The following is an 18,126-nucleotide window of genomic DNA, read 5'->3' on the forward strand; positions in this document are numbered from 1 at the left end:
AATTTATTGGTATGTGCTGTAAAAACCTTGTCTTTTGCTCAATTTTAAATCCTGTAGTATCGATGCTTTTACTTTAATCGTTACAGAATAACTTTTGTAAGCACCGTAGGGTACCCAGTTTACACTCATATCCCAGCAATGTAAATCGCGATAAATGGCCAAGTTCATAGGTGTTAAGCCTCTGTTTTTAAAATCGTAACCAGAGTTAAAGGTAACTTTCCATTTAGGCGTTAAATTAACATCGCCATTAAAATTCAGTGTATTAGAAATGGTTGTACGATTTCCATCATTCGAATACTGAAAACTATAAGAGAACGAAAAATTCCAAGGAATATTGAAATCAACAAAAGCATTCGGATCACGGCTAATGGCGGCCAATTGTTCCGACTGAATATCGGTCAGGCCTTTTTTATTCGCAGCTTCTCCTAATTTATCGTTAGCCTCGTTCTTGCGTTTTAAAGCTTCAGGGTTTAAGCTGTAATCGAACGAGAAACCAAGGTTTGCCAAACGTGGCAATATTTTTCCGCTCTGCCAGAAATAACGGTCCTGCCTGATCAACAAGTTGGAGCCAGGAATGGTATCGGGTCTAAGTGAATAAGGGTCCAAGGTACCATTATAGTTGATTCCCAGCTTATCTGTAAACTGAGATCGACCACTAAAACCAATGGTAGATAATTTGTAAGACTTAGCTAAAAAGTTGTAGGAGCCACTAAAACTCAAGCCCTGTATAATGGGGATTTTTTTTGACCCTGTGCCTGTAGTATCGTTCTTATTCCTCACCTTCAACTCTACCGTATTATCAACCCCGAAACCAATTGATGCATTAGGCCCACCGAAAGATCCCTGCTGCGCCATACCATCAAAAATAGAATATTTTAAGGGCTGGCCTCCAGTTAAAATTTCCTTACCGTTTTGATCGATAGCAGGTCTGTAAGGCCCTGCTCCTGCTTTAGTAAAATCGGGCGAATAAGAGAAAGAAACGTTTGGAGTCATTACATGCCTTAAGGCCTGAATCTTTCCTTGTGGGTTAAAATCTCTTCTTCCATAAATCTTCGTCGACATACTGGTAGAAAGGCTATAGCTCCCTGCCCTTTTAAAACCGCTAAGAGTATCTTCTCTAAAGGTATAGGTGTTATCGGCAAACTGGGTGTAACGTCTGTTTACGCTCTGAAAATTCCAGACTTCATTATACGTTCCTCCTAAACTAAAGTTTAAATATTTTAAGGCTGTGAACGACATATTAACCGGAATGCTGTGTGCAATACCACTTCTTAAACGCTTTAAACCATCGTTATCAAAAAGTAAACTATCAAAAGTATCAATACTATTTGTTCCCTGAAGACTATAACCAACCGTTATTTTTTGATACCACTTCTGTTCTCCAACAGCATTTTTTTTACTGAAAGGGTTAAATGTAGGTACGTTAAATGTTACTTCTGGCAACCTAAGTGATATGGCCCTTGTACTTAAAGTCTGATCACTTCTAGCAGCCAAAGACAAGTTCATGTTGTTTGAAAATGTTTTGGCATAACTGACACTACTACTTGTAGAATTGGTAGAAATTGCATTAATATCGTACGAAGTACCTGCTGCCGTATTTCTATAATATCCCCTTTTACCACTCGACACCAACCTTACACTGGCACTGAAAGTCGTACCAGGCTTAGCATTGGCATTTTGGCTATGACTCCAGTTAATACTAAAGTTTTTGGTTGGGTTTCTAAAAGCCTCAGTTCCTTCCAAACCATCTTTAAAGCTGGAGTAAGACAGGTTAATGTTACCGTTAAATTTATACCGCTTGGTGTAATTACTTAATAAACTGGTTTCGTAAGAACCATTGGTATAAATAGAGCCCATTATTTTGGCATCCCAGTAATCGTTTAAGCCAAGATAGTAACCCCCATTCTGCAAGAAAAATCCACGGGTTGCATCCTCACCCGGTGTAGGTAATATTACACCAGATGTACGTTTATTCGGCTTTGGAAAAAATGCGAAAGGCAGACCAAAAAAGGTTGGAATATCTTCAATAACCATGTAAACCGGGCCGGTGATAATCTGCTTTTCGGTTACAACGCCTTTAGAAATCATTAAACCAAAGTGTGGATGCGGCAAATTACAGGTACTGTACATCACATTTTTGATATGCAGTTCATCATCTATCTGTTTTTTACTTTGTCCGCCAGAAAAGAACCCACCTTCCTGTTCAGAGAAAACGCCATAAACCTTGGCCCGTGTAGTTTCCGAATTATAAAAAATAGAATCGGCTATTGCTGTACCGTCAGCACCCGATTTAAAAATTGGCCTACCAGTATATCTTCCCGATTTCGGATCTTTTACTCCTGTGGCAAAAATCGTATTTTGCTTTTTGTCGTATTTGATATATCCCGCATCAAGTTCAAAATCGCCATAAACTACTCTGGCATTTCCGTACAGGTAAACAATGTTTTTATCGGCACTCATCTTCACAGAGTCATCGGCCTTGTATTCGACTTTCTGATCGATACTACTGTTATTTTTGCCCTTTTTAAGGGTTGTATCCTTTTTAGTTGTGTCTTGCTTAATGATTTGCTGCAATGAAAAATGAGAAAATGCGTTAGCTTTACTAACAGCAAGTGTTAATAAAATGACAGAAATTAGTAAAATAGAGCTCTTAAGAAGTTTCAAATTCGTATTTGAATGTTATTTTTGCACAAATGTTTAATCAAAAACGTTCAAAATTAGTGAAAAATATACCATTGATGTATCTTAAATCCATTTTAACATTTATTATTTGCTTTACGCTATCAAACTCATTTGATAATCAGGCTTTTGCGCAGGAATATAAAATTAAAACAATTGTAATTGATGCCGGCCATGGCGGTAAAGACGGCGCTACACATGGCGTTTATTCGAAGGAAAAAGACGTGGCCCTAAAAACAGCTTTAAACCTTGGCCGGGCGCTTCAGGATAGCCTGAAAGATATCAAAGTGATCTACACCAGAGAATCGGATGTGTTTATTCCGCTTTATGAGCGTATTAATATTGCAAACAACTCAAAAGCCGATCTTTTTATCTCCATTCACTTAAACGATATGCCGGTTCGCGTTTCGCGGGTTGTTGATTATTATAAAAAAGTTCGGGGCAGAAAAGTTCCGGTTTATAGAACCGTTACTTCCAAAAGCACTTCTACCCGTGGCACTGAAACATTTGTATCGGGAACAGGACGTTTGGGCGAACAGGACGAAGTAATTAAACGGGAGAACGCATCTATGTTTCTGGAGGATAACTACCAGAAAAACTACGAAGGCTTTATTGCCAATACCCCCGAAAACGATATTATGTTATCTTTAATGAAACAAACCAACAGAGACAGGAGTTTAAAGTTTGCTTCTATGCTTCAACAAGAGTATGTTAACGCAGGACGCATTAACCGTGGCGTACAGGAAAAGAGCTTAGCTGTACTTGCAAGGGCAGCAATGCCGGCGGTTTTAACCGAAATTGGTTTTGTTAGTAATCCAGATGAAGAAGATTATATGAACTCGCCAGAAGGGCAGAAAGAGATAGTTGATGGTATTATTAAGGCAATTAAAAATTACAGGCGTATAGCTGAAACATCATTTTAACAAACACATTTTAAATGAAGATTAAACTTCTGGTTAGCCTATTTTTTCTTTCGGTAATAGCTGTTACACATACATTTGCACAGGGATACAAAATTAAAACCATTGTGATCGACCCTGGTCATGGTGGCCGAAAGCCAGGTGCATCGGGCAGTTTCTCAAAAGAAAAGGATATTTCATTAAAAGTTGCGCTAAAATTAGGCGATATATTAAAGGAAGAACTGCCGGGTATTAAAATCATTTACACTCGAAAAACCGACATTGATGTTGACTTATACAGACGGGCAGAAATAGCCAACGAGGCCAACGCCGATTTGTTTATTTCGATTCATTGCAATTCTATGCCGCCAGGCAACAAACACATTAAAGGTGTAGAAACATTGGTTGCCGGCTCCCACCGCTTAAAGGAACAGGATGCTGCCATCCGCGAAAACGCCGATATCAAACTTGAAAAAAACTATAAAACCAAGTACGATGGCTATGACCCAAACAATCCGAGTAGCTTTATACTGCTATCTTTACTAAAAAACACATTTCGTGATAAAAGCATTAAATTTGCCAAACTAATCCAAAACAGCTACATCAGCAGGGATGAAAGATTAAGCCGTGGTGTTAAAGAACAAGGCGTGCTGGTATTACAACGTTGTGGTATGCCTGCTGTATTAACTGAGGTTGGTTTTATTTCAAATTCTGACGAAGAGAAGTATATTAATTCTGCAAAAGGTCAGAGTGAAATTGCCAATTCTATTTTAGATGCAATAAAAACATATAAAAAAAATATCGAAGTTAAATAAGTGGCATTATAAATGATAGTTATTTTAACTTTGCAGAAAATATAGAACATATACCAAACAATTAATGCTGGCTTTGTGTATTTATAAAGTTTAGCTTAAAAAATAAATTACGCTCTACAAGTTTAGATTGATAACAAAACTTGTAGCCATTAAAGAAACACTCATGAAGATTAAGAACGAAACCAAAGTAGGTATTTTAGCTGCATTTGCCATTGCTTTATTAATAATTGGATATAATTTTTTAAAAGGGAATTCTATCTTCTCAAACGAAACTACTTTATTTGCCAAATACACCAGAGTAGATGGTTTAACGGTATCTAAACCCATACTGATTAATGGTTACCAAATTGGCCGGGTGGCAAAACTCGAACTTCAAACCGATGGAACTATTATTGCCACTTTAAGTATAAACAGCAAATATGAAATTCCTGAAAACAGTATTGCACGTTTAGAAGGTACAGATTTATTGGGTAGCAAAGCAATTGTAATGTCGTTAGGTAATTCTAAAAAAATGGCCGAAGATGGTTACACTTTAAATGCAAATGTAGAAAAAGGACTAATGGAGCAGGTTCAGCCGGTACAAAAGAAAGCTGAATTGATTATTGGTAAAATGGATTCTATTTTAAGCAGTGTAAACTCAATCCTGAATCCTAACTTCCAAAAAAATGTTGACAAAAGCTTTAACAGTATTGCCGGTACTTTAGCTTCGTTAGAAACCACATCGAAAAAAGTAGATGGTTTAGTAGGATCTGAAAGTGCACGTATTGAAGCTATTTTTAAAAATGTTGAAGGTATTACAGCTAACCTGAACAACAATAACAAAAAGATTAGCGATATCTTAACTAACATTAACACCGTTACCGATAAATTTGCAGCAGCTAATTTTAAACAAACATTAGATAACGCCAACAATGCTATTGCCGATTTACAAAGTGTAATTTCAGGTATTAAAGATGGTAAAGGAAGTTTAGGTTTATTATTGAACGACAATAAAATGTACGAAAACTTAAACAACGCTTCTAAAAACCTGGATGCATTAATGATCGACTTAAAAGCCAATCCAAAGCGTTATGTTCACTTCTCTGTATTTGGAGGTGGTAACAAAAAAGACAAGTAATTATTTTTAATAAATTCGGAAGCCCTGGAGAAATTCAGGGCTTTTTTTGTGCTCAATTGGCGGAGAAATTTATGTTAACCATATAAGCATATAAGGCGATGTAAACTCAAATGTTTCTGACATGAATTATATGGTTAAATAATAGCAAATAGGTTAACACAGAATACCTTTTTAAAGCTGAAAAGTCCTCCCCTCTACTGCCAGCTCGGTATTATCAAAACCAGCCTGAGCCTCTTCGAAAAGCATTTGTAAAGTTTTGTAGCGTGATGAGAAATGGCCGATCAACAATTTCTTTGCGCCTATGGTTTTAGCAACCTCAGCAGCTTGTAGTGCAGTAGTATGATGTGTTTCTCTGGCCCTATCCAACAAATCGTGCATAAAGGTTGCCTCATGGTAAAGCGTATCGCAGCCCATTATTGTCGGAAAATAACTTTCATCAAATAAAGTATCCGAACAATAAGCGTATGCTCTGGGTGGATCGGCAGCTACAGTATAATCGGCACTGCGTAAAATTTCTCCGTTAGGCAGCTCAACATCCATTCCTTTCTTGAGGGAGGTATAATAAGCCATCGGAACGTTTTCTGCCTTATCCTTAATCAGTTTACGCTGCCTTTTCTTTTGCTGAAAAAGGAAACCTGTGGTAGGAATACGGTGATTTAAAACAATGGTTTTTACAATCAGATCGCTGTTTTCGAAAATCTGTTTCGGTTCATCTGCCTCAATCGGAAAAAACTCTATCGGATAGCGCAAAACCGTATCGGAATATTTAAACTGGATTTCGAGAATTTCGAGCAGTGGCTTTGGACCGAAAATTTGTATGGGCTTTATCCTGCCGTTTAAATGCAGACTGGAAAGCAAACCAATCAGCCCAAAGTAATGATCGCCATGTAAGTGGCTGATAAATATATAATCGATGCGGGCGGCTTTTAAATTAAATTTAGCCAGTTGTTGCTGGGTCCCTTCGCCACAATCAATTAAATAGCATTTTTCGTTACAATTTAAAAGCTGTGCCGATGGATTCCGGTTAAAAACAGGAGTTGCCGAACTGCTTCCTAAAATGGTAACTTCAAATTTCATAATGATGAGATATAAAAAGCCTCGTAGATTTTGAAAAACTACGAGGCTATAATATTATTGGATAATATAGATTATTTAGCGCCTCTGAATTCTTTTTCCAGTTCATCCATAAAGATGAAATCGGTTGCCTCTTCTAATGTATTAACAAACGTAACAGACTGAAATATGTTTGATAATTCTATAATTGTAGCAAGCTCATCGCTAATTCCAGTTACGATAAACAATCCTCCAGCTGCTTTGCAAAGCCTGTCGCCAACCAGTAAACAGCTCAAATCCTGTGCATCATTGCATTCAGTAACGTGGCTAAGATCAACAATTATATTTTTAAACCCTTCTGCATTAAGCAAATACAGTTCAGATTTTAAACCGGGGGCATTATCGTTTGTAAACCTGGTTTCTTCCAACCTTAAGCTTACATATTTATCGTGTTTATCTACTGAAAATTTCATCTCTCTAATCTTTATTGCACTAATGTATAAATTTCTTTCGGAAATTAAAGTGTTTCAAGTGCCTTTAAAACATTAGTTTCGATGCGGCTCGAAATGGCATCTGCATCTGCTTTCATAAAGGTCTCACCTACAATCTTTTCGTAAAGCTCGATATAACGCTCCGAAATGGAATTTACAATTTCCGGAGTCATTTCTGGTACCACCTGCCCATCTTTACCCTGAAAGCCGTTTTCGATTAACCATTTACGCACAAATTCTTTCGAAAGTTGCTTTTGTACTTCATTATTATCCTGACGTGCCTGGTATCCTTCTGCATAAAAATAACGTGATGAATCAGGTGTGTGGATTTCATCAATCAGATAAATTACGCCATCCGCCTTACCAAATTCATATTTCGTATCTACTAAAATTAATCCGCTTTTTGCAGCAATCTCAGTTCCACGCTTGTAAAGTGCATAAGTATATTGTTCTAATTTCTCGTAATCAGTTAAAGAAACAATTCCTTTGGCTAAAATATCTTCTTTCGAAATGTCTTCATCGTGACCAACAGCTGCTTTAGTAGTTGGGGTGATAATTGGTTGAGGCAATTTATCGTTCTCTTTTAAACCATCAGGTAAAGAAACACCACAAACTGAACGTTTACCTGCACTGTATTCGCGCCATGCGTGACCAGCTAAATAACCCCTGATTACCATTTCTACCTTAAAAGGCTCGCAAATACGACCAATGGTTACCATCGGATCTGGCACAGCTAAAACCCAGTTGGGCACAATATCCTGTGTGGCTGCTAAAAACTTAGCTGCGATCTGATTTAACACCTGTCCTTTGAATGGAATAGCCTCTGGCAAGACAACATCAAATGCAGAAATGCGATCTGACACCACCATTACCATAAACTGATCGGCTATAGTATACACATCGCGAACTTTACCTTTGTAAAAATTGCTCTGATTGGGGAAATTAAAATGGGTTTCTTTAAGTGCTTTCATGAGGCGGTAAAAATAGGAAAAAAGTCGGAAAGTCCGAAGACTGGGATCAGAAGTCCGAAGATATAATTTACTAAAAAAACAGCAGTTAATAAGCTACGGGTTTAGTTCATTTCAGCTTATTTAAAACCTCAATAAAGGTCTTTGTCAAAATGGTGCTGATATTTTCACTTTTCACTTGAAGCGTGATATGATTATTAATTTTAATCAACTGAAGCCTTCCTTTAAAAATGTGTGCCTCATCAATATTAACAAATTCGAACAGCTTTCTAAGCGTTTCCTTTTTACAAACCCATTCTTCATTGTTTTTCGAAATGATTAGACGAATGGTATGCGGCAGTTTCTCAAAAGAAAGTTTTAGGTTATTTTCTAAAAAGATACTTTCCATAATAATAATATTAGATGGATAATGTAAGACGGATAATGGTTTTTGAAGGCTTTAACATTTTCCATGCTACATTTTACATCATCCACCTTACATCACCCATTTACTGAATATCACCATAAGCTTTAAGAATATCTTTAACCAGTTTATGGCGAACTACATCTTCTCCGCTTAAATAAATAATATCAATACCTTTAATGTCTTCTAATATCCTTAAACCGTTAAACAAACCCGACATCTGTTTCTTTGGTAAATCTACCTGCGTAACATCACCGGTAACAATAAACTTAGCTGTTGGCCCCATACGGGTTAAAAACATTTTTAACTGCATATCGGTGGCGTTTTGAGCCTCATCCAATATTACAAAGCAATTATCTAAGGTACGGCCACGCATAAATGCTAAAGGAGCGATTTCTATCGTACGGTTTTCAATATAAAACTTCAGCTTTTCAGCAGGGATCATATCGTCCAACGCATCGTAAAGCGGACGTAAATACGGATCGATCTTTTCTTTTAAATCACCTGGAAGGAAGCCGAGGTTCTCTCCTGCTTCTACAGCCGGCCTGGTTAAAATGATACGCTTAATTTCTTTATTTTTCAGTGCCCTTACTGCTAAAGCAACTGCTGTATAGGTTTTTCCTGTTCCGGCAGGACCAATGGCAAATAAAATATCATTTTTAGCAATACTGCTCACCATTTTACGCTGATTAGCCGTTCTGGCTTTAACCAATAAGCCATTTGTACCGAAAACAATAACTTCTCCGCCTCCACCAGTTGGCTGTTCGACATCTTTTTTTGCCAGGTTTGTTGCTTTCGCTCCCAGTATCGATTCTACATCGTTATTGGTTAGCGAACTATATTTTTCGAGGTGAGCGACCAGCTGGTTAAACTTCTCCTCAAAAGACTTAAGTTCCTGTTCATCACCGAGAACCTTAATATCACTTCCCCTCGCCACAAGTTTCAACTTCGCGAAAGCACCTTTAATCATTTCGTAATTCTCATTATTCGGCCCCCAAAAGTGAGCAGGATTTACGGTATCCAGAGTTAATTTTAATTCGTTCAAACTGTAGTATTTTAAAAAGTTATCGGGGTATATTAATTAAAATTTGAATATTTGCAGACGCTTAGGCCTGTACACAAGAATAAGCAATAATAATGAATTTTTAATGGGGATAATTACTTTAACAACAGATTTAGGTTCAAAAGATTTTTACCAGAGTGCACTAAAAGGTAGTCTGCTGAGTCTTATGCCTAATGTTAATTTAATTGATATTACCCACGATGTTCCTTCGTTCAATATTTCGTACGCAGCTTTCGTTTTAAAGAACGCTTATCCCTATTTCCCAAAAAATACGGTACACTTAATCGGCATCGATTCTGTGTATAGCGAAAACACTAAATACATTGCAGTAAAGCACCGTGATCATTATTTTGTAGGCGCCGATAATGGTATTTTCTCCCTCCTTTTTGATGAGCATCCGGAAGATGTGGTAGAGCTGAATATCATGCAGGATTTGAAGTATCTGCACTTTCCATTGGTTGATATTTTTGTAAAAGCTGCTACACACCTGGCTAAAGGGGGTAAGCTAAAAGATATCGGTTTACCTGTAGCAGAGATTGAGCAAAAGATGCTTTTACATCCTGTTATTGAGAAAGATGTGATTCGCGGAAGTGTAGTTTACATCGACACTTTTTGCAACGTAATTACCAATATTACAAAAGATCTTTTTACCCGTATACAGCAAAACCGCGATTTTACCCTGCATTTTAGAAAGAGCGAAACCATTACCCAATTGAGCTGGCATTACAATGAAGTACAGGAAGGCGAAAAACTTTGCCTATTTGGTATTAGTAACCACCTCGAAATTGCCATTAATAAAGGTAAAGCCAGTGGTTTGTTAGGCTTACACCTGGGCGACATTGTTAGAGTGGAGTTTCATTCGAAGGCTGGTTAAAAGGAGAAAGACCAAAGCCGAAAGCTTGATTAAGAATAAATGACGATCGCTATTAGTTGCAGATTGTGACGTTATTCATCTTCTCTTTTAGGAAAATAAAACAAGTTCACTCTTTTTCACGTTTATAGCACATGAAGAAATATTTTTACCTACTCTTTGCCCTCTTATTTAATCTTCAGCTTTTCGCTCAACAAGATACCACAGCTTATGCTGCCCAGCGCGCCAAAATAAATTCACTATTGGTCGAACGAAGTGCCAAATTTGGTCAGTACGACGAAAGCCTGAACCAGCGTACCGGGATTTTTGGCTGGCAAACCAAGCGTGATATTAAAAATTCCAACGAAATCCTGCGTCAGGTTGTACTAACAGATAATAATATTTTTACCGAGCTTAAGATATTGATGGACTACAAAGATCTTCAGAATCAACAGAAAATAGCTGTTTCTGATCATTCGGAAGAACGCATACAACGCTATATGCAAACCATTAAAAAATTACAGGATCAGAATGAGCAATTAAAGGTAGCTGCCGACAAAAGGGATAAAAGTAAAAACCTGGTTAATTACCTCGTGGTGTTTTTAATTTTGGTAATGGCCGGTGGTTTTTATTTTTTCAACAAAAAACTACAGCAATATAAAAAGTATGAAAAAAGCGCTATTTAAAGTCCTGGTTAAAATTAACAAGGTCATTTTGCCTAGTTTGTATAAGAAAGATCCTAATAAGCTAAACACATGGCAAAAAGCGATTTTAGGTTATCGTTATTGGGTATTAAAGAAGGCGTTAGATTAGATATCAGACCTTACAGATTTTTTAAACCTGCAAGGTCTGGTATTATTTATTTTTTAAAATGCTCGATAATCAATGTAGCCAATTCCGAACCAATACGCTCCTGAGCTTCATTTGTTGATGCACCAATGTGTGGTGTTAACGAGATTTTAGGGTGTGTTAAAATTTCAGCCAATGGTGTAGGCTCATTATCGAAAACATCTAAACCTGCAAAAGATACTTTACCAGAGTTTAATGCTTCAATTAAAGCAGGCTCATCTATTGTTCCACCACGTGAGCAGTTTACAATACCAACGCCTTTTTTCACTTTAGCAAATTCTTCAGCACCTAAAATCGGCTTATCAGCAAATGGTGTATGCAAGCTTAAGAAATCACTTCCGGTAATTACTTCATCCAAAGAAACGGTTTTAATTGGAATACTTACCGATTGACCGCCCTGAAAATCTAAAGTAATTTCAGTTTCGGTTGGATATAAATCGTAAGCTAAAACATTCATACCTAAACCTAAAGCAACTTTAGCAGTAGCACGGCCAATACGACCAAAACCGATAATACCAATGGTTTTCCCACTTAGTTCAGTTCCTTTTGCATAAGCTTTTTTAAGGTTATTGAACTGACTTGAACCTTCAACAGGCATTTTACGGTTAGCATCCTGTAAAAACCTGATACCGGTAAATAAGTGAGAAAATACCAGTTCGGCTACCGATAAAGAAGAAGCTGCAGGAGTATTTACAACTGCAATACCCTGACTACGTGCATATTCCACATCTATATTATCCATACCTACACCACCTCTACCAATTAATTTAATATTTGGTACAGCATCAATCAGCTCTTTTCTAACTTTTGTAGCACTACGAACTGTAATCGCATCATACTTTTTTAAAGCTTCAGCCAGTTGATCTTGTGCAATAGTTTCGGTATCAACCTGGAAACCTGCTTTTTCTAATAATTCTTTTCCGATCGGATCAATTCCGTCGTTTGCTAATATTTTAAACATTGTTACTTATGATTGCACCGATTAATAGTTTACATTGATAAATCTATTAATCGGTGGTTATAATTTATATTAATTCACCTTTGCCTGTTGTTCCTCAAATGCCTGCATGGCATCAATTAAAGCGTGTACGCTTGTAATTGGCAAAGCATTGTACATCGAAGCACGGAAACCACCAACACTTCTGTGGCCTTTAATACCAACAATACCTTGTTCTTCTGCATATTTCAGAAATGGTTTTTCCAGTTCGGCATTTTCCATTACGAAACAAATATTCATTTTAGAACGATCTTCAAGTGCACAAGTACCTTTGAATAAAGGATTACGATCAATCTCTCTGTAAAGTGCTTCGGCTTTTTGCTTGTTTTCTCTCTCGATTTCAGCAACACCGCCTTTTGATTTTAACCAACGCAGGTTTAATAAAGCAACGTAGATAGAGAAAACCGGTGGAGTATTGTACATCGAACCATTATCGATATGCGACTGATAGTTCAGCATTGATGGAATTTTACGGTCGATCTTGTTTAGAATCTCGTCCTTAACAATCACAATGGTTAATCCGGCCGGGCCCACATTTTTTTGTGCACCTGCATAAATTAAATCGAACTGAGAAACATCAATCACACGGCTCATGATATCAGACGACATGTCGCATACTACCGGAACAGTGGTTTTAGGTGTTTCGAAAAGCTCAGTACCGTAAATAGTATTGTTCGAAGTGTAGTGGAAATAAGCACTATCAGCCGGAATCTCGAAATCTTTCGGAATAAAGGTATAATTAGCATCTTTAGAAGAAGCCACTACATTTACATTGCCTACCAGTTTAGCTTCCTTTAAAGCCTTACTAGCCCAAACGCCAGAATCTAAATAGCTTGCAGTTTGTCCATCGCCCAACAAATTCATCGGCACCATTGCGAACTGTAAACTTGCACCACCCTGTAAAAATAAAACGGAATATCCCGATGGCACATTTAATAATTCCTTTACCAATTTATCAGCTTCTGCAACAACTGCCTCAAACTCGGTTGTTCTGTGCGAAATCTCTAAAATTGATAATCCATCGTTAAAATCTAAAACAGCCTGAGCTGCTTGTTTAAACACTTCTTGAGGTAAAATACAAGGGCCTGCGCCAAAATTATGCTTCATCTTATTATATAATGTTTTATGGGCGTAAATGTAAAATTTTTATAGCAGTTATGCCTATAAAATCGTACCATAAAAAATTAAATTTTGTTAAAAAAAAGACTAAAAATGATGTTTTTCTTGCAGTTTTTGCAATGAGGCTTCCAAGTAGTCAAATATGTTGAATTGATATGGGATGAAAGCTGTTTTTCTGATAGAAATGGCTCCACTTTTTAATCGGAAATACTTCTACTGCAACTTTTAGGGCAATGTAACCGACTGCTTAATTATTTTTCAATTTAACAATCAGTTTTAAATTAAATTGCCTCCCGGTTAAATAATTTGGAATGGCGTACTGAACATTATCTACATCCTTTAACCATAAATAAGAAACTGTATTATCGATATTGAGCAGGTTAAAAACTTCAAAAAACAGAATCACGGAACTGAAATTACGGTCTAAGAATTTTGGTTTATGCAAAGCAGTATCGTCCAGGAAATCTTTAGAAAAACCGATATCTACCCTTTTATAAGATGGAACAAAAAACTGATCCAAATATCTAGGTGTTTGTGTAGGGCCAATGGGCAGGCGTGAGCCATAGAGCGCATTTAAATGCACCTTATATGTAGGACTGTTCAACAACCGATCCTGAAAGAAAATAGAGAAATTTAACCGCTGATCTGTTGGCCGTTTTAGATAACCCGGATAAATGGTGGTTCCGTTTTGCACATAACTATCACCGATAATATCTTCATTGGCATGCATCACCGACATCCTGAAATACGAAACCAGGTCTTTCACAAACTCCCCTCCTATACTAAAATCGGCACCATAGGCATAGCCTTTTGATATTTCATTTGCGAGGTATTTTATCCTTAAATTATCAATTTTGTAAGGAATTAACCGGTCGGAATATTTAAAATAAGCTTCAGAAGTAAATTTTAAGCGTGTGCCGAAGGCATCAAAAGCGTATTCATAACCCAAAGAGGTATTGTAAGAACTTTGTGCTTTCTGATCGACATTTAAAACGCCCGAGAAATTGCGGATGGTACGGTATGATGGCGGTTGTTTGTAAACGCCAGCCGTAAACCTTAAAATTTTATTGTTAGAGTTAGGCCGGTAAGCAATCAGCATCCTCGGACTGATTAACAGTTGTTTACTTAAAGAACCGTAGGTCGCGCGTGCCCCCAACTGTAGCTCGGCCGAGCTGGAAAGCGAATAACTATCCTGAATATAGGCGCTGTAGTTTTTGATATCGAGGTTATTCTTAACGTTAATTACATTCTGCATTACAACATTTTTACCATTATTGGGCAAAATAAAACCTGCAGAATCGGTATAGTTATATTCATTCAATTTATCGTTATATGTAGATTGATCGAATTTAAATCCCCATGAAAAAACATGACTGTTAAAATTCTGATCAACCTTTATTTCTGATGCAAAAACCTGGGTATTTAAACTGTTTCGCCCATAATTATAATAACTTCCTATTCCTTTATTTTTACTAACAGGGCCAAAATTTTCGCCCGAAAAGTTATTGTCTACTTCCGCAAAAACGTAGCTTCCGTTAATATCGAAACGCTCACGCTCAATCGTATTAAAATAACTGTTTATAAATTTAACCACTAAATTTGGTCTCGGCGAATAAGCAGCAGTAACAGCACTACCAAAAGTCTGATAATCGTCTATCTCCTGCCCAGTATAATCTACATTTAACTTAAGTGTAGTGCTTAATGTTCCAAACTGCGTTTCGCGGTTGGTAGGTACCAGTTTAAATTGACCAATATTAAAATTACTCAAAAAACTGATGTTAAATTTAGGCGAAAAATCATACTGGTACAGCACTTGTGCATCAGCGTAATTGGGACTGTAACTCCCTTTTTCGTCCTGCTTAATTAGCACACTCGTATTATTCTTGTAACGTAAGCCAGCCAGTAAAAAACTGTGCTTAAATACTTGCTTTGTGCTTAAAGAAGTATTTAACAAACTGGTACTCAATATGGTCTGGTTACTATCGGGTTTATCGTATCTGATATCCAGAATAGATGAAAGCTTATCGCCATATTTGGCTTCAAAGCCACCAGCCGAGAACTTTGCTTTGCTGACCAGATCGGAATTGATAAAACTAAGTCCCTCCTGCTGCCCGTTGCGGATAAGTACAGGCCGGTTAATTTCTACATCATTGATGTAGATTAAATTTTCGTCAAAATTACCCCCACGAACGCTGTACTGTGCACTTAATTCATTATTGGTAGATACCCCAGGCAAGGTTTTGAGCATTGTTTCAAAATTACCCGAAACCAAAGGCATAGCGCCAATATCGGTAACATTTATGGTGGTGGCATTACTGAGCTGGTTTTGCTTATTGGTAATATTTACCTGCTCCAGTTCATTAATATTGGCTATTAAATTAACTTTTTGCAATATTCGCGCACCAGAACGTTCGTTAAATTTGATGGTTTGAGGCTGATAGCCCAAGAGGGAATATTTAATACTAAAGGATTTGGATTTTGAATAAATGGTATACACACCAAATTCATCGGTTACAGTTGATTGTGCCTGACCTAATACAATAACGGTAACTTGTGCCAGCGGCAGCTTTTCTTCATTTTGCACAATCCCCGAAACCCTAACCAGAGGTTGGGCGACAGCTAAACCGCAACCGGCAATTAAAAGAAGAAAGAGGAGCCGTAATTTGAGCATTTTTAGTATCAACAGGTATTTGCCAGGCAATAAAAAGTATTAGCATTTAAGTGCTAAAAAATTACTTATTATCATCAGAACAATTTAGCAATAAAACAATTAAATACTCACACTATTATGGGTTAATTGTTTCATCTCAGAAATAGTTACTGTAGGGCTTTCAGTCGCAAAAATTGCATTACCCGCTACAAAAGCATTCGCACCCGCCGATATCAGTGTAGCTATATTCTGCAAACCTACACCACCATCTACCTCAATAATTAAATCGTCGTTAATTCCTTTAATCAACGCTTTCAGATCCTGTATTTTTTTATAGGTATTGTGAATAAAAGCCTGACCGCCAAAACCGGGGTTAACAGACATAATCAGCACCAGATCCAGATCTTCAATTACATCCTGCAATAAAGTAACAGGTGTATGTGGGTTTAAGGCCACCCCGGCTTTACAGCCTGATGCCTTTATTAATTGAATACTACGGTGCAAGTGTGTACAGGCTTCGTAATGAACGGTAATGCGGTCTGCCCCTGCCTGAGCAAAATCCTGAATGTATTTATCAGGTTCCACAATCATTAAATGAACATCCAAAGGTTTTGTTGCATGTTTTTTAACAGCACCCATAACCGGAAAGCCAAAAGATATATTGGGTACAAAAACGCCATCCATCACATCAACATGGAACCAATCGGCTTCACTGTTGTTAATCATTTCAATATCACGCTGCAAATTGCCAAAATCGGCAGAAAGTATGGATGGGGCTATAATGTATTTCATATTTTGGTATTAATCCTTTCAATAATGCGAATAAATCGCTTTTATATTGTATCTGCAAAGTCTAAAAGCAATCGTCACCCTGAATTTATTTCAGGGTCTTAATAACAGGTAAGATGCTGAAATAAATTCAGCATGACGAATTGGTAAGAATTTCCTTTTTCATAGCAATACTGCAAGTTACAAAAGAACCATGAAAGTTTTTAGTGAGAAACATTCAAGTTCTCATTTCATATGAAAGAAAAATTTCTATTTGTCAGCTTAAAAATATATTATTTACTTAGAATCCCTGTCCCTTTCGTGTTTTTTAACTGTATTTAAATAAGTTAGAATTAATTTTCTTTTTTCATTATCTCTCATCTTGTTCTTTAACAGATCATAAAAAACGTTTATGTATAGCAGTTCATTATCCTCAACATAATAAGTTAAAATTTGTGGTTTTGTAATCTTTGAATTTTCGTAAGCTCCTTTTAGTGTTTTACTCTTTTCATCCCAGCTATACTTTACAATGGTAGAATCGTTTAACAAATAATTTAAGTCCGGGTAATCATTGTTCTTCCATTCATTAAAGCCATGGGAGTAAACCATTTTTAACATCAAAGGATTGGTCTTCAGCTTGATTGACTCCAGCCATTTTTGACGCGATCCCAAAGCACCTGTGGTATTCCCATTAGACAATTCATTCAATACAGGGATGAAACGGTTATTATAATATTTGTAGAAATACAAATTATTCCACCAAATCCCCGAGCCGGTGATATAATCTTCCCTGTAATAAATTATGGTTTTGCCATCTGCATCTTTATAATGATTAAGCTCAAGGCCATAATAATTATATATCGCTTTTTTTGCTAATAACGAATCGCCATTAAAGAAATAAAGATTAGTTCTTCCCCGGACCCGATCTTCATTAAAAGAAATTGCAAACTCCTTTTTATTTCTACTCCCTTTACCAAAAGCATAAAATTTAACCGGAATATTTTTTTCACCCAGATAAATACTGTCGAGTTCTATTTTACCAAAGATTTTTTCAGCTTGATCAATCTTTATTGATCTCTGTTTAATAGCTGTTTTTAATGTACTATATTCTAATTTATTTAACTTCCGGTTAATTTGTTGAATAGCTAAAAACACAGAATCGGCATAAAAAGAAGTTTTTTTTACCAATGAATCAGTTGAAAGCCTTCCAACACTATCCATAAAGGCAATCAAGCTTTTTTCGCTGAAATTAGCTGATTTGTTTTCTAAGGTTCTCGATGTATTTTTTTTATTGGTGTTGCCTTTTGATTTATGCTCTTGTTGGTTGCAAGCCATAATCAAAACTGAAAATAACAAAAGTAGTGCGGTATTCTTCATAATAGAGAAGCGATTTAGAACTCAATAA

Annotated in this window: 16 protein-coding genes; 5 read left to right on the top strand and 11 right to left on the bottom strand. The window is 36.8% G+C overall.

Going from position 1 to position 18,126, the window contains the following annotated elements:
• Window positions 1–3 precede the first annotated feature (3 nt).
• Window positions 4–2,664 carry a putative LPS assembly protein LptD gene (locus tag DBR40_RS24850; RefSeq protein WP_124562432.1) on the bottom strand — a complete coding sequence of 887 codons (2,661 nt, stop codon included), beginning with the start codon at window positions 2,662–2,664 and terminating at the stop codon, window positions 4–6.
• Window positions 2,665–2,738: 74 nt separating this feature from the next.
• Between DBR40_RS24850 and DBR40_RS24855 the strand changes: the two genes are divergently transcribed.
• The 3 genes from DBR40_RS24855 (at window position 2,739) to DBR40_RS24865 (ending at window position 5,510) form a co-directional block, all read left to right on the top strand.
• Window positions 2,739–3,602: an N-acetylmuramoyl-L-alanine amidase gene (locus DBR40_RS24855; RefSeq protein WP_124562433.1), complete on the top strand. Its 864-nt coding sequence runs from the start codon at window positions 2,739–2,741 to the stop codon at window positions 3,600–3,602.
• A 14-nt stretch (window positions 3,603–3,616) separates the two neighbouring features.
• Entirely contained in the window at window positions 3,617–4,393 is a 777-nt protein-coding gene (locus tag DBR40_RS24860) for an N-acetylmuramoyl-L-alanine amidase (RefSeq protein ID WP_124562434.1), read from the top strand.
• A gap of 163 nt (window positions 4,394–4,556) precedes the next feature.
• Window positions 4,557–5,510, top strand: a complete 954-nt coding sequence (locus DBR40_RS24865) for an MlaD family protein (protein ID WP_124562435.1) — start codon at window positions 4,557–4,559, stop codon at window positions 5,508–5,510.
• Window positions 5,511–5,681: 171 nt separating this feature from the next.
• Here DBR40_RS24865 and DBR40_RS24870 read toward each other — a convergent pair whose 3' ends face one another.
• The 5 genes from DBR40_RS24870 to DBR40_RS24890 all read right to left on the bottom strand — a co-directional run bounded on the left by DBR40_RS24870 (window position 5,682) and on the right by DBR40_RS24890 (window position 9,470).
• Window positions 5,682–6,587, bottom strand: a complete 906-nt coding sequence (locus DBR40_RS24870) for a ribonuclease Z (protein WP_124562436.1) — start codon at window positions 6,585–6,587, stop codon at window positions 5,682–5,684.
• A 71-nt stretch (window positions 6,588–6,658) separates the two neighbouring features.
• Complete coding sequence (locus DBR40_RS24875; RefSeq protein WP_124562437.1) at window positions 6,659–7,036, bottom strand: STAS domain-containing protein; 378 nt, start codon at window positions 7,034–7,036, stop codon at window positions 6,659–6,661.
• 44 nt (window positions 7,037–7,080) lie between these two features.
• Window positions 7,081–8,025: a phosphoribosylaminoimidazolesuccinocarboxamide synthase gene (locus tag DBR40_RS24880; protein WP_124562438.1), complete on the bottom strand. Its 945-nt coding sequence runs from the start codon at window positions 8,023–8,025 to the stop codon at window positions 7,081–7,083.
• Window positions 8,026–8,131: 106 nt separating this feature from the next.
• The gene (locus tag DBR40_RS24885) at window positions 8,132–8,410 is read right to left on the bottom strand and encodes a hypothetical protein (RefSeq protein WP_124562439.1); all 279 of its coding nucleotides are present in this window, start codon (window positions 8,408–8,410) and stop codon (window positions 8,132–8,134) included.
• Between the two features lie 100 nt (window positions 8,411–8,510).
• Window positions 8,511–9,470, bottom strand: coding sequence for a PhoH family protein (locus DBR40_RS24890; protein ID WP_124562440.1), 960 nt, complete (start codon window positions 9,468–9,470; stop codon window positions 8,511–8,513).
• Between the two features lie 103 nt (window positions 9,471–9,573).
• Here DBR40_RS24890 and DBR40_RS24895 point away from each other — a divergent pair, with 103 nt between their 5' ends.
• Complete coding sequence (locus tag DBR40_RS24895; RefSeq protein ID WP_124562441.1) at window positions 9,574–10,362, top strand: S-adenosyl-l-methionine hydroxide adenosyltransferase family protein; 789 nt, start codon at window positions 9,574–9,576, stop codon at window positions 10,360–10,362.
• A 131-nt stretch (window positions 10,363–10,493) separates the two neighbouring features.
• Window positions 10,494–11,024 carry a hypothetical protein gene (locus tag DBR40_RS24900; RefSeq protein ID WP_124562442.1) on the top strand — a complete coding sequence of 177 codons (531 nt, stop codon included), beginning with the start codon at window positions 10,494–10,496 and terminating at the stop codon, window positions 11,022–11,024.
• Window positions 11,025–11,197: 173 nt separating this feature from the next.
• On the opposite strand, the gene DBR40_RS24905 is transcribed toward DBR40_RS24900, so the two are convergent.
• The 5 genes from DBR40_RS24905 to DBR40_RS24925 form a co-directional block, all read right to left on the bottom strand.
• Complete coding sequence (locus DBR40_RS24905; protein WP_124562443.1) at window positions 11,198–12,148, bottom strand: D-2-hydroxyacid dehydrogenase; 951 nt, start codon at window positions 12,146–12,148, stop codon at window positions 11,198–11,200.
• Between the two features lie 69 nt (window positions 12,149–12,217).
• Window positions 12,218–13,291 (bottom strand): 3-phosphoserine/phosphohydroxythreonine transaminase, encoded by a 1,074-nt coding sequence (gene serC, locus DBR40_RS24910; RefSeq protein WP_124562444.1) that lies wholly within the window; start codon window positions 13,289–13,291, stop codon window positions 12,218–12,220.
• 259 nt (window positions 13,292–13,550) lie between these two features.
• Window positions 13,551–15,974, bottom strand: a complete 2,424-nt coding sequence (locus DBR40_RS24915) for a TonB-dependent receptor (protein ID WP_124562445.1) — start codon at window positions 15,972–15,974, stop codon at window positions 13,551–13,553.
• Window positions 15,975–16,073: 99 nt separating this feature from the next.
• A complete protein-coding gene (gene rpe, locus DBR40_RS24920; RefSeq protein WP_124562446.1) occupies window positions 16,074–16,745 on the bottom strand; it encodes a ribulose-phosphate 3-epimerase in 672 nt (223 codons plus the stop codon).
• A gap of 273 nt (window positions 16,746–17,018) precedes the next feature.
• Entirely contained in the window at window positions 17,019–18,098 is a 1,080-nt protein-coding gene (locus DBR40_RS24925; protein WP_124562447.1) for a hypothetical protein, read from the bottom strand.
• Window positions 18,099–18,126 lie beyond the last annotated feature (28 nt).

The sequence above is a fragment of the Pedobacter sp. KBW01 genome (genome assembly GCF_003852395.1).
Classification (GTDB): Bacteria; Bacteroidota; Bacteroidia; order Sphingobacteriales; family Sphingobacteriaceae; genus Pedobacter.

What these genes read in the sequence shown, in the direction of transcription:
- DBR40_RS24855 (WP_124562433.1), top strand. Translation starts at nt 2,739, where the DNA reads ATGTATCTTAAATCCATTTTAACATTTATTATTTGCTTTACGCTATCA.
- DBR40_RS24860 (WP_124562434.1), top strand. Translation starts at nt 3,617, where the DNA reads ATGAAGATTAAACTTCTGGTTAGCCTATTTTTTCTTTCGGTAATAGCT.
- DBR40_RS24865 (WP_124562435.1), top strand. Translation starts at nt 4,557, where the DNA reads ATGAAGATTAAGAACGAAACCAAAGTAGGTATTTTAGCTGCATTTGCC.
- DBR40_RS24870 (WP_124562436.1), bottom strand. Translation starts at nt 6,587, where the DNA reads ATGAAATTTGAAGTTACCATTTTAGGAAGCAGTTCGGCAACTCCTGTT.
- DBR40_RS24875 (WP_124562437.1), bottom strand. Translation starts at nt 7,036, where the DNA reads ATGAAATTTTCAGTAGATAAACACGATAAATATGTAAGCTTAAGGTTG.
- DBR40_RS24880 (WP_124562438.1), bottom strand. Translation starts at nt 8,025, where the DNA reads ATGAAAGCACTTAAAGAAACCCATTTTAATTTCCCCAATCAGAGCAAT.
- DBR40_RS24885 (WP_124562439.1), bottom strand. Translation starts at nt 8,410, where the DNA reads ATGGAAAGTATCTTTTTAGAAAATAACCTAAAACTTTCTTTTGAGAAA.
- DBR40_RS24895 (WP_124562441.1), top strand. Translation starts at nt 9,574, where the DNA reads ATGGGGATAATTACTTTAACAACAGATTTAGGTTCAAAAGATTTTTAC.
- DBR40_RS24900 (WP_124562442.1), top strand. Translation starts at nt 10,494, where the DNA reads ATGAAGAAATATTTTTACCTACTCTTTGCCCTCTTATTTAATCTTCAG.
- DBR40_RS24905 (WP_124562443.1), bottom strand. Translation starts at nt 12,148, where the DNA reads ATGTTTAAAATATTAGCAAACGACGGAATTGATCCGATCGGAAAAGAA.
- serC (WP_124562444.1), bottom strand. Translation starts at nt 13,291, where the DNA reads ATGAAGCATAATTTTGGCGCAGGCCCTTGTATTTTACCTCAAGAAGTG.
- DBR40_RS24915 (WP_124562445.1), bottom strand. Translation starts at nt 15,974, where the DNA reads ATGCTCAAATTACGGCTCCTCTTTCTTCTTTTAATTGCCGGTTGCGGT.
- rpe (WP_124562446.1), bottom strand. Translation starts at nt 16,745, where the DNA reads ATGAAATACATTATAGCCCCATCCATACTTTCTGCCGATTTTGGCAAT.
- DBR40_RS24925 (WP_124562447.1), bottom strand. Translation starts at nt 18,098, where the DNA reads ATGAAGAATACCGCACTACTTTTGTTATTTTCAGTTTTGATTATGGCT.